Annotated in this window: 10 protein-coding genes; 9 read left to right on the plus strand and 1 reads right to left on the minus strand. The window is 59.5% G+C overall.

Translation table 11 applies throughout. The annotated features are described in order from the left end of the window. Window positions 1-34 precede the first annotated feature (34 nt). From OHL22_RS19055 to OHL22_RS19065, 3 genes are all read left to right on the plus strand, one after another. A complete protein-coding gene (locus tag OHL22_RS19055; RefSeq protein ID WP_263340987.1) occupies window positions 35-1678 on the plus strand; it encodes a UbiD family decarboxylase in 1644 nt (547 codons plus the stop codon). Between the two features lie 141 nt (window positions 1679-1819). Further along, window positions 1820-2347 carry a redoxin family protein gene (locus OHL22_RS19060; RefSeq protein WP_263340991.1) on the plus strand — a complete coding sequence of 176 codons (528 nt, stop codon included), beginning with the start codon at window positions 1820-1822 and terminating at the stop codon, window positions 2345-2347. Window positions 2348-2381: 34 nt separating this feature from the next. Continuing rightward, the gene (locus tag OHL22_RS19065) at window positions 2382-4604 is read left to right on the plus strand and encodes a tetratricopeptide repeat protein (RefSeq protein ID WP_263340994.1); all 2223 of its coding nucleotides are present in this window, start codon (window positions 2382-2384) and stop codon (window positions 4602-4604) included. Window positions 4605-4671: 67 nt separating this feature from the next. Here OHL22_RS19065 and rph read toward each other — a convergent pair whose 3' ends face one another. Beyond that, on the minus strand, window positions 4672-5427 hold the full coding sequence (rph, locus tag OHL22_RS19070; protein ID WP_263340996.1) for a ribonuclease PH: 756 nt from the start codon (window positions 5425-5427) through the stop codon (window positions 4672-4674). 566 nt (window positions 5428-5993) lie between these two features. Here rph and OHL22_RS19075 point away from each other — a divergent pair. From OHL22_RS19075 to OHL22_RS19100, 6 genes are all read left to right on the plus strand, one after another. After that, window positions 5994-7001, plus strand: coding sequence for an ATP-binding protein (locus OHL22_RS19075; protein WP_263340998.1), 1008 nt, complete (start codon window positions 5994-5996; stop codon window positions 6999-7001). An 88-nt stretch (window positions 7002-7089) separates the two neighbouring features. Beyond that, the gene (locus OHL22_RS19080) at window positions 7090-8571 is read left to right on the plus strand and encodes a sigma-54-dependent transcriptional regulator (RefSeq protein ID WP_263341000.1); all 1482 of its coding nucleotides are present in this window, start codon (window positions 7090-7092) and stop codon (window positions 8569-8571) included. A gap of 169 nt (window positions 8572-8740) precedes the next feature. Beyond that, window positions 8741-9262: a response regulator transcription factor family protein gene (locus tag OHL22_RS19085; RefSeq protein ID WP_263341002.1), complete on the plus strand. Its 522-nt coding sequence runs from the start codon at window positions 8741-8743 to the stop codon at window positions 9260-9262. 114 nt (window positions 9263-9376) lie between these two features. Next, window positions 9377-9733: a PadR family transcriptional regulator gene (locus OHL22_RS19090; RefSeq protein ID WP_263341004.1), complete on the plus strand. Its 357-nt coding sequence runs from the start codon at window positions 9377-9379 to the stop codon at window positions 9731-9733. Further along, complete coding sequence (locus tag OHL22_RS19095; protein ID WP_263341006.1) at window positions 9733-12426, plus strand: ABC transporter permease; 2694 nt, start codon at window positions 9733-9735, stop codon at window positions 12424-12426. Before OHL22_RS19090 ends, OHL22_RS19095 begins: the two co-directional genes overlap by 1 nt. Window positions 12427-12439: 13 nt before the next feature. Continuing rightward, window positions 12440-15076 (plus strand): ABC transporter permease, encoded by a 2637-nt coding sequence (locus OHL22_RS19100; RefSeq protein WP_263341008.1) that lies wholly within the window; start codon window positions 12440-12442, stop codon window positions 15074-15076. Window positions 15077-15093 lie beyond the last annotated feature (17 nt).

A 15093-nucleotide genomic window follows, 5' to 3' on the forward strand; every position in this document is an offset into this window, starting at 1 on the left:
TTGGCGTGGAGTAATGTTGCGCCAGGAGCCGCACTTGGCCTATCAAGACCTTCGCGAATGGATTGCAGCACTCGATAAAGCAGGCGAGCTGAAACGCATCAAGGAGCCGGTCTCGCCCCGGCTCGAAATCGCCGAAATCACCGACCGCGCCTGCAAGCTCGGCAAGACCAGCGGCCAAGGCTCCAAGTCCGACCACAAAGGCAAGATGTCCTCCGACGGCGGCCCGGCTTTGCTGTTTGAGAACATTGTCGGCCACCCCGGCCACAAGGTTCTAATGAACCAGTTCGGCTCCACACGCCGCATGGCCAAGTCCCTCGGCGTCGAGCGCCTCGACGAGATAGCCGAGCGCATCCAGAGCCTGCTGCACATGAAAGCCCCCGAAGGCTTCCTCGACAAGCTCAAGATGCTTCCCCAGCTAGGCGATCTGGCAAAGGTGTTTCCGAAGACTGTTTCTGCCAAAGATGCACCCTGCAAGCAGGTCATTCTCCGCGAAAACTTCAATCTTCTCGACTTCCCAGTGCTTACCTGTTGGCCGCACGACGGCGGCCCATTCATCACCCTGCCCTGCGTCCACACACGCGACCCCAAAACAGGCAAGCGCAACATCGGCATGTACCGAATGCAAATCTACGATGGGCAGACCACCGGCATGCACTGGCAGCGTCAAAAAGTGGCAGCCGAGCACTACCGCGAAGCCTTGCGCGCCGCAGCCCAAACGAACGCCGACTCCGATCCACTTGCCGCCCGCGTAGCAGCCATGGCCGAAACCTCCGGCGGAGCCTATGCAGTTCCCGATGGCCCAGTAGGCGGCCTGCCACAGGTAAAATTCGGCGAGCTAAAAGGATCACGCATGGAAGTAGCCGTTTCAATCGGTTCCGACCCTGCAACAACCTTCTCCGCCATCGTCCCTGCGCCACCCGACATTGAGGAGTACCTCATTGCTGGCTTCCTGCGCGGCAAGCCCGTCGAGATCGTCAAATGCGAAACCGTCGATCTCGAAGTCCCCGCCCAATCGGAAATCGTTCTCGAAGGCTACGTCGAGCTGGGCGAGCTACGCACTGAAGGTCCCTTCGGCGATCACACCGGCTTCTACACCATGCAGGATGAATACCCCGTCTTCCACATCACCTGCATCACGCATCGCAAAGATCCCATCTATGCCGCTACCATCGTCGGCAAGCCGCCCATGGAAGACGCATGGATGGGCAAAGCCGTCGAGCGCATCTTCCTGCCCATGATGCGCATGACCATCCCCGAGATCGTCGACATCAACCTGCCACCCGAAGGCGTTTTCCACAACCTGATGCTCGTGTCGATCAAGAAGAGCTACCCCGGCCAGGCACGTAAAGTCATGTCAGCCATCTGGTCGCTCGGCCAGGCCATGTTCACAAAGTGCATCATCGTGGTCGATGAGGACTGCGATGTGCAGGACATCGGCGAAGTCGTCCTGCGCGTCACCAACAACATCGATCCCGAGCGCGACATCCAGTTCACCCTCGGCCCCATCGATTCGCTCGACCACGCCAGCCGCCTACCCAACTACGGCTCCAAGATGGGCATCGACGCCACTCGCAAATGGCGCGCCGAAGGCTTCAACCGCCCCTGGCCGGCCATGCTCGAAATGGACCGCGAAACCAAGTCCAAAGTCGACGCCATCTGGAGCAAGCTCGGTATCTGAATCCGAGACTCAGCAAAGCCTGAGATGAAAGCAGCACGTCGCATTTGATACGCTTCCAGCAAGCCAGATTCGCACTGGAAACGTATGCGGCTTCGCTCCTATCTTCTCGGGCTTTGTTGTGCGCTGTCAGCGAGCGCACTCATGGCTTCGGTGCAGCCAGTTGCATTTGATCTCGACGGAAAACCCGTAAACGATCTCGCCGCTCCCGGCGCCCACGTAGTAGTGCTAGTCTTCGCCGCCATCGACTGCCCCATCTCCAACCGCTACATCCCCACAATCGAACATCTCCGCACCGAGTGGAAATCCAAAGGTGTGCGCGTCTGGTGGGTCTTCCCCAACCCCAACGACACAGCCAGCACGGTAAAAAAGCATGACGAAGAATTCTCCATGGCAACCCCCGTCCTGCTCGATACCCACCAGAACCTCGTTCATCTAGCTCATGCCGGAGTAACCCCCGAAGCCGCAGTCTTCTCCGTCCACAACGGCCAACTCCACGAGATCTACCATGGCCGCATCGATAACCGTTATCGCGCCTTCGGAGTCGAGCGCCCACAGCCCACCACGCACGAGCTCGCAGACGCCATCGAAGCCGCGCTGACAGAACACGCAGCACCCAAGCCCGAGGCCAACCCCGTCGGCTGCGCCATCGTCCCGCTCGGCGAGAAGTGAATCACAATTCATGAGCGCCGGCAGCGATCAACCCATGATTCGTTCCTTGCTGTCTCTACTCTTGTTCGCTGTCATACCCACCGCAGCCCTCGCAAAGCCTCCAAAAAACACAACGGCAACTGAAACAAAAAACCTCACCTGGTCCCACGACATCGCCCCCATCCTCTATGGCCACTGCACCACCTGCCATCATCCCGGAGGCGCAGGCCCCTTCAGCCTGCTAACCTACGCCGACGCAAAGCGCCGCGCATCTCAAATTGTCGAAGTAACGCAATCGCACTTCATGCCTCCCTGGCTTCCTGAGCCGGGCTACGGCGACTTCGCAGACAATCGCCGACTAAGCAACGGCGATGTGGCAAAGCTAAAGCAGTGGTTCCAGGCTGGCATGCCGCAGGGCGATCTGAGCGAGGCTCCTACCGCGCCCGCCTACGATGCAAAATGGCAGCTCGGCAAGCCTGACCTCGTGCTCAAGCAGGGCGAGCCCTTCACGCTTCCCGCCGGAGGCACCGATGTCTTCCGCAACTTTGTCTTCCCTTATCCACTGAAAACCAGCCACTACATCCGCGCCATGGAGATTCGCCCCGGCGCACCACAAGTCGTGCACCACGCCAACATCCTCATCGACCGCATGGAGAGCTTCCGCGAGCAGCATCCCGACGAGTGGCGCGCCGGGGTTCCTGGCATGGAGATTCTTCTCGACTCCGGCAATACCTTCGACCCCGACAGCCACTTCCTCTTCTGGAAGCCCGACACGCCAGCGATCATCGAGCCGCAGGGCATGCCATGGCGCCTCGATCCCGGCAACGACCTCATCCTTAATACGCACCTCAAGCCATCCGGCAAGTCCGAAACCATCGACAGCGAGATCGGCCTTTACTTCACCGATATCCCGCCGGACAAGCAGCCCATGCTCCTGCAACTCGACGCCGACGACAAGCTCGACATTCCCGCAGGCGACAACCACTTCGTCGTAGAAGATTCCCTGCGGCTGCCCGTCGACGTCGAAGTGCTCGGCATCTATCCGCACGCGCATTACCTCGGCAAGGATATGCAAGGATGGGCCATCCTGCCCGACGGCCGCAAAGAGTGGCTCATCTGGATTCGTGACTGGGACATCGACCGCCAGTCCGTCTATCGCTACAAACAACCGCTCGAGTTGCCGCGCGGCACCGTGCTCCACATGAAGTACCTCTACGACAACTCGGCATCCAATCCGCGCAATCCCCACGACCCTCCCATTCGTGTCCGCGAAGGCAACCGCTCTGAAGACGAGATGGCGCACATGTGGCTGCAGGTCCTTCTCGTGCACACCAAGCCCGGCGATCCCGACCCGCGTCTGCAACTCGAAGAAGCATGGATGCGCGATAGGCTCACTCGCACGCCCAATGACCGCGTCAGCCTCTACAACCTCGGCGCAGCACTCGCCGGACAGGGCAAATACAAAGAGGCTGCGGCGATTTATGAGCAAGACAGCAAGCTTCATCCCAATGACGCTCGCGTGCTCACCGCATTTGGAGCAGCACTCGACGGAGAAGGGAATTGGCAGCAGGCCCGCGCGCTCCTGCAACAAGCCGCAAGCGCAACCGAAGCAAGCCGCGCCCAGCACTGCGACGCGGCCTTCGATCTCGCCGATCTCGATGCCCGTCGCAGTCAGGCAAACGCCGAGCAGGAATTCCGCGAAGAGCTAGCCAGTTGCCCCGATGACGCCGAAGGCCACGCAAGCCTCGGCTCATTGCTGCTAGCCGGTGGACAAACACAAGAAGCAGAAAGCGAACTGCAACGCAGCCTCGCCATCAACGCTAACAATCTCGACGCGCAGCTTGCTCTGGCCGATGCGCAACTCAGCGCTGGTGATGCCACACACGCCATGCGACTGCTGCAGACCGCCATCCAGGCCCATCCAAGCTCCGCCGACGCCCACACGCAGCTAGCTCGCGCCTACGGCATCTCTGGTGATCTCAACAATGCGGAAACCGAACTCAACCGCGCCGCAGTCCTCAAGCCCGATGACGCCTCTATCCACTCCGCGCTAAGCCAAGTCATGGCGCAAAACGGCAACCTCGACGGCGCAATCACCGAGCAGCAACAGGCTCTGAAACTTTTCGCACAAGACGCCGACGGCTGGAACAACCTCGGCGTCCTCGAAGCCCGCAAAGGCGACTCAGCTTCAGCCCGCAAAGACTTCGAACGAGCTCTCGCCATCCAACCCGACCACGCACAGGCTCGAGCGAACCTCGCCCATCTCGCAGCGCAGTAGCTTTTGTTTTTGCAGTCGCTTTTCTTGTCAGCATCCCCGAAGGGGATCTGCTTTTAACCCGTGCATCCTACGCCAGAATCGCCCGCTGCGCAGCAAAGATCGTCTTCAGCCCACCCTCCGCCAGATCGAGCAGTTGCGCAAGCTGCGCCCGCGAATACGTACCCCGCTCCGCCGTAGCCTGTGTCTCCACCAGCCCGCCGTCAGCAGCCATCACCACATTCATATCCACCTCAGCCTGCGAATCCTCTTCATAGCAGAGATCGAGAAGTGAAGTACCGCCGACGATACCGACCGAAGTAGCTGCCACAAGCTGCCGCAGCGGAGATTTCACCAGCGCTCCAGCCTTCACCAGCGCGTTCAGCGCCAGCGCCAGCGCCACACACGCGCCGCTGATCGCCGCTGTGCGCGTGCCGCCGTCCGCTTGAATCACATCGCAGTCCAGAATCACCGTACGCTCGCCCAGCGCCTGCATATCCACCACCGAGCGCAGGCTGCGCCCGATCAATCGCTGAATCTCATGCGTCCTTCCGCCGATCTTGCCTCGCTCGCTCTCCCGCGGAGTGCGCGTCACCGTCGAGCGTGGCAGCATCGCATACTCAGCCGTTACCCATCCACGCCCTGAGTTACGCAGCCATGACGGCACGCCGTTTTCGATCGTTGCATTGCACAGCACTCGCGTATGTCCCAGCGAGATCAACACCGATCCTTCAGCAGTTCGAACAAAACCCGGCGTAAGCGTAAGCGGTCGCAGTTGATCCACCGCTCTGCTGTCCGAGCGGTAAAAACCCGCCTCTGCGGCGGTCTCTTTTGCATGATTGGTCATAGTCCGATTGTATGAGGTCGAGAACATCAAAAAGAAACTTCCACCAATTACGGCACTCGCAAACCACCTTTGGAATCTGTCCCAAATGCAAATCATCAGACCCAAAACGGGAAAATATCGATCTCATTGATAAGAAATGAGATAAATGTTTGTCGCCCGTATCAGCATTCCTCAATCGGGAACGCCCGCTTTCCCGCCAGATTTCCCATCTTTGGCCCAAACACCGCCTTTCCTTTCCTTATCAGGAACTTAGAGAGCCTGTCCTGCTTTGGCACACCGAGTGCTTATTAGAGGGTCAACACGGCACTCCCGAAGAGGCCGCTTCCTTGAGGGAGCGGGAAACACTCTCAAAGGCCAAAGCACCCGAATCGGGAAGGCCACGAAGAACAAAAGAAGATCAAGCAGCCAGCGAATGCGGCATTTCCTTAGAGAACGCTCATTCGCGAAGCGCAAAAAATGCAGTACTTGAAGTCCTCCATACCTCCGATCCTTGGACCCTGCGTTGGCCGGCCACTATTCCGCCGGCAACAACCCCGTGCATACGCACGAGAAGAGCAGGGAAGAAGATGCCGCAACTGGACAGGGAAGAAGGACCGGCGATTCGTAATGAGCAGGCATTCGTTCAGCCTGCCTCGGCAAGCATCGCCAACAGCCTCGCGGGCCTCGTGCATGACGCCCGCAACATAGTCGCGGCAATGGATCTCTACTGCGATCTGCTCGCAGAGCCTGAAGTCCTCTCCAATCAGTGGCGTCACTACGCCGCAGACCTTCGCCTGGTAAGCGGCGCGGGCCGCCGCCTGCTGGACAAGCTGGCAGCCACCGCCGCTCAAACCTCGTATCTCCCTGGAACCACCGCAGCCGCCGATGCACAGCGCATCCCCGAAGCAGCCCGCTCAAAGTCATCTCACCCCAGCAACCGCCCTGCGCCAACACCCTTCTGGCCCGATGGCTTCCACCCCAATTTTCCCGCCATCGATCACGAATCCACAAAAATTGAGCGTGTTTGCGATGAACTGCGCAGAATCCTCCCGCTGCTTTCCGCCATTGCCGGTCCAGGCGTTTCCATCGAGATCGCCGACAGCACCCAGGACTGGCCCTTGCCGCTCGACAGCGAAGACCTCACGCGCATCATGGTTAACCTCGTCCGCAACGCCTCCGAGGCCATGAGCGGCTCAGGCCACATCCGCATCGCAGTCGAAGAAACTGCCGGCTTCGTCGTCCTCTCCATCGCCGACGACGGCCCCGGCATTCCCCGCGAGCTGATGGAGCGTATCTTTCAAGCTGGCTTCAGCACCCGCGAGTCGCAATCCTTCATCGCAGCTGCGGACAGCACCTCTGAACCACCGCCGTCCACAGCCTGGCCTGTCAAGCATCGCGGCCTCGGTCTCTCCATCGTCCGCTCCATCGTTTCCGCCGCCCGAGGCACCGTCTGGGCTGCAAACGGCACAGCCCCGCAATCAGCATCAGTTTCAGCCGATCCAACGGACACCCATGCTGGTGGCGCAGTGATCTTTCTCGAATTCCCTTTACCGAATAAAACCCCAGAGCACTCCCCACTCCACCCCGCGAATTAGGCAAATTCATCAAAGAACTCATTAATTTTTCAACTTCTTCCACCGGAAACCATCCAGTCAACCCCAAACCATAGAGAAGGCGGATACAATGCTCGATACAGTTCTCCAACAACCAGCCATGGACTTTGTCCCGCAATCAACGGAACACTTGCAGGGCCAGGAAGCACCCAGGCAAAGGGCGCGGGTCCACCTGCTCGTCGTCGACACCGATGCGGCCGTTCGTTCGGCCTGCGCAGAGATCGCTTCTTCACTCGGTTATGCTGTGCAATCCACAGCCGACCTCAACCAGGCACGCAGCCTTATTCGCGGCCACGCGGCAGATGTTCTTCTTGTCAATCTGCCCTACGGCGGCTATCAGGCGCTCGAGCTTGTCTCCGAAGTGAAATTGCTCTATCCCGGAACGGCGGTCATCGCCATGACCGCGTCCAGCTCGGTCAACGCAGCCGTCGAAGCTATGCGCCGCGGAGCCGCCGACTATCTCACCAAACCCTTCGCCGTCGACGAGCTCTCTGCCGTGCTGGAGCGCGCAGCCTCCACGCTCTCCATCGACGCCGAAAGCCGGCAGCTCCGCGAGCGCCTGCGTCTCAGCCAGGGCCTCGGTTCCATGATCGGCCGCTCAGCTGAGATGGAAAAGCTGTATCGCATCCTCTCCAAGGTCGCGCAGAGCACCCATCCCGTCCTCGTCCTTGGCGAAAGCGGCACTGGCAAGGAGCTCGTGGCCCGGACCATTCACGCCTACGGCCCCAACGCCTTCAAGCCCTTCCTTCCCGTCGATTGCGGATCGCTTGTTCCCACGCTCATCGAAAGCGAGCTCTTCGGCTATGTCAAGGGAGCCTTCACCGGTGCAAATAAATCCAAGGACGGTCTCTTCGTCACCGCCGAGGGCGGCACCGTGTTTCTCGATGAGGTCGGCGAGCTCACCCTCGACCTACAGGCCAAGCTCCTGCGCGCATTGCAGGAAAAAGAAGTCCGTCCCGTAGGCGCAACGCATCGCGTCCCCATCAAGGCTCGCATCGTCGCCGCCACCAACCGCGACCTCGCTGCCATGGTTGAAAAAGGCAGCTTCCGCAAAGACCTCTTCTATCGCCTCAACGTCGTCAACCTGCGCCTTCCTCCTCTGCGCGAGCGTCGCGAAGACATTCCGCTGCTGACCGCGCACTTTCTCGACCGCATCTCCAAAGGCAAGGCGCGCAAATACACCCTCAGCGACGATGCCCTGCGCACCATGATCAAGTACGACTGGCCTGGCAATGTGCGCGAGCTTGAGAACTGCATCGAGCGCGCCTGCGCCTTGTCATCAGGTCCAGTGCTTGAGCTGGGCGATATGCCCACGCAACTCCAGCAGCAGGGTCTTGAAGCCCATCGCGTTGCTGCCGCCGAGCCTCAGCAGGCCGAGCATCCAGCCGACGTAATACCGCTCGCAGAGATGGAAAAGCAAGCTATCCTCGGAGCCATCCGCAAGCTCAACGGCGATAAGCTCATGGCCGCGCGCCTACTTGGCATCGGCAAAACCACCCTCTATCGCAAGCTCAAGGAATACGGCATCCAGGACCCTATGCTCGACGAATAGCGGATAGCCATAGCCTCAGCGCGACGTTACTTTTCCACGAACATCGGACATGGCTCCGTTTCCATGACGCCGTGCGCCATCACCGGCCACGCGCAACAGCCAGCCGTGTTTACGGGACTCGCTCGATCCTTGCAACCGCCCAGATCCTGTGCCCCTAGGGAGGGCAGGAATGAAGATACTCATCATCACAGGAATGGAGGGTGCGGAGAACTGTGCCGCAGCCCTGAGCCGCTTACTCACCACCGAGTGCGACGTCGCGCAAGGCCGCCGCTCCGCCATCACCATGCTCAACCGCGGTGAATACGCCGCCGTTATCCTCGACGAAGCACTGATCGACTCCGACCCCCAGGGAGCCGACCTCATCTGGGAGCGCACCGGCCTCGCCATCCCTATGCAGATCAACTTCGCCCTCACCGGCGTGCAGCGTCTCGCGCGCGAAATCCGAATGGCCCTCAGCCGCGCAGAACGCGAGCGCGCCATCGCTCGTGCCGCAGCCGCAGCCGCCATAGAAAACGAGCTCAAAACCACCGTTGCGGGCCTGCTCCTGCACTCGCAACTCGCACTCGCCGACCTGCAGGTCTCATCGCCCGCAGCCGAAAAACTCCGCCTAGTAGCCGATCTGGCAGGCAGTCTCCGCGAACAACTCACTCCCGCAATGCAGTCGCACCCGCAAACCGCATTACACGCCTGACCAGCGAAACCCAGTGCATGTTTTTGTTTTTCACACTTCACACCCACACTCGTTTCCTCCCCTTGACATTCGACAAGAGTCAGGCGTACGCTCTTGTCGAATATCGAGAGGAATATGCCGCGAGCCGAATCAAACCAGTCTTCCGATCTTCTACAAGGCACCCTGGATCTGCTGGTCCTGCAGACGCTGGCGCTTGAACCCATGCACGGCTGGGGCGTGGCCCAGCGCATTCAACAGCATTCCGGTGAAGTCCTACAAGTCGGTCAGGGATCGCTCTACCCCGCGCTCCATCGCCTCGAATACAAAGGCTGGATCAAGGCCGACTGGCAAAGCTCCGAAAACAACCGCCGCGCCAAGTTCTACTCGCTTACTGCTGCCGGCCGCCGACGCCTCGCCACCGAGCTCAAAGAGTGGGATCGTCTTTCCTCAGCCATCGCGCTCGTCCTCAAGGCAGGGGAGGCCAAAGTCTGATGCTGCGTCTCCTCGATCGTTTCCGCGCCGCCTGGCGCAACTCCCGCTCCGGCCTCGACGACGAGCTGCGCTTCCACATGCAACAGTCCATCGAGCAGAAGATCGCCTCAGGCATGAGCCCGGCAGAAGCTCGCCGTAGCGCTCTCATCGAATTTGGCGGCATCGAAGCCGCACGTGAAACCACATATCGCCTCCGCCCCGGCTGGCTCCTCGAATGCTTCGCCGACGACTTGCGTTACGCACTCCGCGGATTCCGCCGCGCTCCCGGCTTCGCCATCACCACAATCGCAATCCTCACCCTTGGCATCGGAGCCACCACCGCTGTCTTCAGTGTTGTTGACCCAATCCTTTTCCGTCCGCTTCCCTACAGCCATGGCGATCGCCTCGTCTCGCTCGGTATTTCGCAGTCGCTCGAGCGCCAGGAGTTTGCACTCGGCGGCTTCTTCTTCGATTGGCAAGCTGCGCAGCGTCCCTTCGTCAGCCTTACCTACGATCGCGCCTATGATCGCAACCCCAACGAGTGCGGCCTCACCGAAGCCACCCCCATCCAACTGCACTGTGATCCCGTGCCGCAGAGCTTTCTGCCCACGCTAGGCGTCAATCCCATTCTCGGCCGCAACTTCCTGCCGGAAGAGGACCTGCCGCGCGGCCCGCACGTCGCCATCCTCTCCTATGCGCTTTGGAACAGTCGCTTTCATCGCGATCCCAACATACTTCAGCGCACCATCGATCTCGACGAAACCCCCACGCGCATCGTCGGTGTTCTGCCCGCCAACTTCGAAATGCCGCGTCTCCAGCCCTTCGATCTCCTCGTGCCCGCGCAGCTGGATCCCGCAGCGCAGCACACCGTCAACAGCGGCATTGGAGTGCCCATGTGGCTCACCGCCCGCCTGCGCCCCGGTGTCAGCATCGAGCAGGCCCGCGCCGAAATGCAGCCGCTATTCCTGCATACACAGCAATGGATCCCAGCTCCGATCCGCAGCGATTTTCATCTGGTCGTCCGCCCCCTTCGCGACCGCCAGATGCAGGATTCGTATCGCGCCGCATGGATCCTCCTCGTCGCTGTTCTCTTCGTGTTGCTGATCGCCGGAGCCAACGCTGCCAGTCTTTTTTCTGCGCGCGGTGCCGCCCGTCAGAGAGAGCTGGCCGTTCGCGCCGCGCTCGGAGCAAGCCGTCGCCGCATCCTTATGCAGTCGCTCACTGAAGCACTGTTGCTCGTCTTGGCTGCAGCCCTCGCCGGATGCGCGCTCGCCTTCGCCCTCCTACGCATCTTCCTCTATATCGCGCCCACCAGCATTCCGTTTTTAGCTCAGGCGCGCATCGATCTCCGTGTAGCCACCGTTGCGATCCTCACCGCTCTACTCTGTGCATCGTTCTTTGCAGTTGTATCTACGCTTGAGCCGCCGCGCCTGGCCGCTCTCACCGCGCACAAGTCGGCTGGCTCGTCGCGTCTGCGCATTCGTCACATACTCGTCGTTGCGCAAATCGCGGTAAGCCTCGTTCTCGCTTCAGGCGCGGTACTGCTCGTCAAGAGCTTCCGCAATCTCGAAGCGCAGAAGCTGGGCATGACCACGCACGGGGTCATTTCGGTTCAGGTCGATCTCAACTGGTACCGCTATCGCACCAGCCAGGCCTATCGCGATTTCTATTTACGCGCGGAGGCCGCATTGCGTAGCCTGCCCGGCATTACCAACGTGGCCCTCACCGATTCGCTGCCGCCCGATGACAATAGCTGGCATCAGGGCACACGTTACGACGCGATGCATGTTATGGGTCAGCCACCGTCGCGACAAACTTCCCAAGATGCAGTAATTGTCCGGAACGTTACGCCTGACTACTTCCTCATCCTGCAGATTCCTATCATTGCAGGCAACAATTTCACCGACACCGAGAGCAACGCCAACGCCAGGCACTTCATCCTTAATGCGCTGCTCGCCAAACGTCTCTTTCCCAACGGCAATGCGGTCGGGCAGCGCATTCAGTTTGTCACTGATAATCCCAAGGCCGCGCCAGAGCCAGATCCCACCATCGATATCATCGATGGAGTTGCTGCCGACGTGAAAAACGCGGGCCTCAGTGGGCAGGAGAGTCCCGAATACTACAACCTGCGCGGACGTGGAGATACCGGCAGCCCCGACAATGGGAGCTCATGGAACGGCCACTTTCTCTTCGTTCTTTCCTCGCAGGTTCCAGCATCCTCAATCGCAGCCGCTATCGAAACCCGCATCGCCGCCATCGACCCCATGACCCCCGTGACAATTCAGCCACTCGATGAGATGGTCTATCGCCTCGCCGACCGTCCTCGCTTTGAGGCGTCTCTGCTCAGCTTCTTTGCGCTTATGGGCATCATCATGGCCATCGTCGGTCTTTACGGCCTCACGGCATATCTCACCACACAGCGCACGCAGGAGATAGGCATTCGCATGGCTCTCGGTGCAGGCCGCGTCCGCATCCTGCGCCTCATCACATGGCAAGGTGCGCGGCTCATTCTTCTCGGCGTAGGTATCGGCACCTGTGCTTCGTTATCTCTAACGCACATGCTGCGCAGCCTGCTCTTCGAGGTCGCGCCACGCGATCCGGAAACCTTGATAGCGGTTACACTCCTGCTCGTCTGTGTAGCATTTCTTGCGATGGTGATTCCAGTTCGTGCAGCGATACTGGTGGAGCCGGTAACCGCGCTTCGTTGCGAGTAGGAGAGTATCGATAATGTACGGCTTGAGAGCGCGTCTTCGAGCACTATTCCATGGAAAGTCCGAGCTGGACGAAGAACTGCAGTTTCATCTCGAGCAGGCTGTGCAAGCCATGCGCGAAGCCGGCATGGACGAAGCGGAGGCGCGGCGTAAGGCCATGATAGAGTTTGGCGGTGTAGAACGGACGCGCGAAGAGACCTATCGCCAGTGGCCCGGCTGGATCTTAGACAACTGCATGCAGGATCTTCGCTATGCCCTTCGCGGTTTTCGTCGTAGTCCCGTCTTTGCCGTTACAGCGATTGCCACACTGACACTCGGCATCGGCGCCACAACCGCTGTACTCAGCGTGATCGATCCAATTCTGTTTCGCAGCCTGCCCTATGCTCATGCAGATCAGCTCGTTTCGGTCGGGCTGACAGCGCCCATTATTCCTGATGAGTTCATGCTGGGTGGTTCTTATTACGTCTGGCGTGACAATCAGAGACCGTTTACAAGTTTCACATCAGAAACAGGCGTAGACGAGTGCGATCTGACGGAGCACAACCCCGCGCGGTTGAACTGCGCTCACGTCGAAGGAAATTTTCTATCTGTGCTGGGCATCGTTCCATCCTTGGGACGCAACTTTCTGCCGGAAGAAGACAAGCCAAACGGGCCAAAGGTTGCTCTCATTTCGTATCGATTGTGGCGCAGCCGTTATGCCTCTAATCCCGCAGTCATCGATAAGCTGATCGACATCGACGGAACGGCAACGCGCATCGTAGGTGTTCTGCCGCAGGGTTTTGAAATGCCGGCGCTCGAACCCGCCGATATTCTTTTGCCACAAGTATTGAACGAGGCAGAGCAGCGAAAGGCTGACCCGGGAAGGGTGATGTATGCCTACGCGCGGCTAAAGCCCGGCATCACGATGGAACAGGCTGCTCAATCGTTGCAGCCACTGTTTCAATATTCGCTGAAGCTCGTTCCTCCAGCTTTTCAAAAAGAGGTTCATCTTCGTGTGCGCTCAGTGCGCGACCGGCAGATGCAGCATGTGCGATTAACCGCATGGATATTGTTTGGTGCAGTGTTGGCCGTGTTCATGATTGCCTGTGCCAACGTGGCTGGACTGATGCTTGCCCGCGCCGCCGCACGAGAGCGGGAACTCGCCGTGCGTTCGGCCCTTGGCGCAAGCCGGGGACAGCTGGTGCAGCAGACAATGATTGAGGCTGCGCTCCTGTCGTTGATTGCAGCCATTGCTGGCTGGGCGCTAGCGGCAATACTGCTTCACCTCTTTGTCGCGATCTCGCCGGCAGCGATGCCATTTCTCGATAAAGCCCACTTGGACATTCGTATAGCGGCGGCCACGTTAATACTGACCGCATGTTGTGCGATAGGGCTAGGTGTTCTCGCTAGCCTTCATCGCCCTCGTGCACTGTCGCTAATGATGCGCGGTTCTCCCTTCGGAGCTCAGGCACTGCTGCGTCGCATGATGATGGTTGCACAGATTGCGATAAGCATGGTCTTGCTCACTGCTTCTGCGCTGTTGGTCCGCAGCTTCTGGAATCTGCAGAACCAGAATCTCGGCTTGACCCCAACAGGAGTAGTCACGGCCAGCATCGAGCTCGGCCAGCAGGGTTACAACACTGGACAAAAGCAGATGCAGTTCTTTCTTCAGGCAGAGACCGCACTGCGCCGTCTGCCCGGAGTAACCGCAGTCGGCATGAGCGATACGCTTCCACCCGCTGGAGGGCATCACGAGTCGATCCTGCACGTCATGGCTGTCCAGGGCAAACCATCGGCTGGCATCTCTGAGGGAACAGGCGGCATGGTCGCATGGCGTTGGGTCACACCCGACTACTTCAAGGTGCTCTCGATTCCTTTTGTAGCCGGACGCAACTTCACTGAGGCCGAGCGGACAGGTACAGAGCACGAGATGATTGTGAGTCAGCTCTTGGCGGATCTTCTCTTTCCTGGCTCAGACTCTGTACAGAAAGCCCTTGGGCAGCAAGTACGGCCCAGTCCCAACGAACCCTGGTACACAATCGTCGGTGTGGTCGGCAACGTACGGAACTCAGGATTGGCCAACGCCGATGAGCCGGAATATTATCGCTTGAGTCGCAGCGCACCCGATGACTGGCGGCGTTCCGGCGTTTTGATTCTCGCTACATCTACTCCACCACACGCTCTTGTGCCATGGGTACGCTCTGAGATCGCGCGTATCGATCCTGTGACTCCAGTAGAGATCGAAGCGTTGAGTGAACGTGTAGGCAAACTGGCGGATAGACCGCGTTTTGAAGCGGCGCTGTTGAGCTTCTTTGCTCTCGCCGGATTAGGCATGGCTCTGATTGGTTTGTACGGATTAGTCGCATACATTGCCGAGCGGCGGACATCTGAGATCGGAGTGCGCATGGCCCTCGGCGCAGATCGAGGTGACGTGCTGAGACTGATAGCGTGGGAAGGGATGCGATTAGTTGTCTTAGGCGGTGCGCTGGGGCTCGCAGCGTCGCTTGCTTCTGCGATACTGTTGCGGCATCTGCTCTTCCAGGTAGGTCCATACGATCCGGCTGTCTTTATTGGTGTGTCGGTGCTCCTGTGTCTTGTAGCGTTCGCGGCAATCCTCGCTCCAGCGCGGAAGGCAATGCGGGTAGAGCCCGTCGTGGCGTTGCGCTGCGAGTAGCAGCGAGCTGAAGCAGT

It is taken from the genome of Acidicapsa dinghuensis, from assembly GCF_025685685.1.
Taxonomy (GTDB): Bacteria; Acidobacteriota; Terriglobia; order Terriglobales; family Acidobacteriaceae; genus Acidicapsa; species Acidicapsa dinghuensis.